General features: G+C 72.4%; 1 protein-coding gene. It reads left to right on the forward strand.

All coding sequences use genetic code 11. The features are described from left to right. On the forward strand, positions 1 to 968 hold a 968-nt coding region (locus HY68_RS11040; protein ID WP_063779632.1), incomplete at its 5' end, for a dihydrolipoamide acetyltransferase family protein. Between the last annotated feature and the right edge of the window lie 183 nt (positions 969 to 1151).

The following is a 1151-nucleotide window of genomic DNA, read 5'->3' on the forward strand; positions in this document are numbered from 1 at the left end:
CGGCTCCGGTGGCCGAGCCGGTGGCTCCCGAGCCGGTCGCGCCTGTCGCGGCCGGGCGTCCGCTGGCGAAGCCGCCGGTGCGCAAGCTGGCGAAGGACCTCGGCGTCGATCTGGCGACGATCATCCCGACCGGCCCGGACGGGATCATCACGCGCGACGACATCCGCGCGGCGACCGCCGCCCCGGCACCGGTGACCGCTGTCGCGCCCCCCGCCGCTGATGCTGCCGCTGCCGTGGCGGAGCCGGCACCGGCCGTCCAGCCGGGTGCCCGGGAGACCCGGGTCCCGGTCAAGGGCGTACGCAAGGCGACGGCGGCGGCGATGGTGGGCAGCGCGTTCAGCGCGCCGCATGTCACCGAGTTCATCACCGTCGACGTGACCCGCACGATGAAGCTCGTCGAAGAGCTCAAGTCGGACAAGGACATGGCGGGTCTGCGGGTCAACCCGCTGCTGCTCGTGGCCAAGGCGTTCCTGGTGGCCGTCAAGCGGCACCCGGACGTCAACGCGTCGTGGGACGAGGCCCGTCAGGAGATCGTGCTCAAGCACTACGTCAACCTGGGCATTGCTGCGGCCACGCCGCGCGGTCTGCTCGTCCCCAACATCAAGGACGCGCACGACAAGACCCTGCCCCAACTCGCCCAGTCCCTGGGCGAACTGGTGTCCACGGCCCGGGAGGGCCGTACGACGCCCGCCGCCATGCAGGGCGGTACGGTCACCATCACCAACGTCGGCGTCTTCGGCGTCGACACGGGCACGCCGATCCTCAACCCCGGCGAGTCCGCGATCCTGGCCGTCGGTGCGATCAAGCCCCAACCGTGGGTCCACAAGGGCAAGGTGAAGCCCCGTCAGGTCACCACGCTGGCACTCTCCTTCGACCACCGGCTGGTCGACGGCGAGTTGGGGTCGAAGGTGCTCGCGGACATCGCGGCGGTCCTGGAGCAGCCGAAGCGCCTGATCACCTGGGGCTGATCACCTGGGGCCGACGTCCCCGGAGCGCGACGGAGCCCCCGTACCGACCGTACGTACCGGTCGGGGCGGGGGCTTCCGCGCTGCTGGGCGGCGGGTGTCAGTGGCGCTCGCGCCGCACGGGACGGCGGCGCGGGGCCGCGGCTTCGTCCTCGTCCCTGCGGTGGGTGCGCTTCGTCGGGGTCC

The organism is Streptomyces sp. AcH 505, from assembly GCF_000818175.1.
GTDB lineage: Bacteria > Actinomycetota > Actinomycetes > Streptomycetales > Streptomycetaceae > Streptomyces.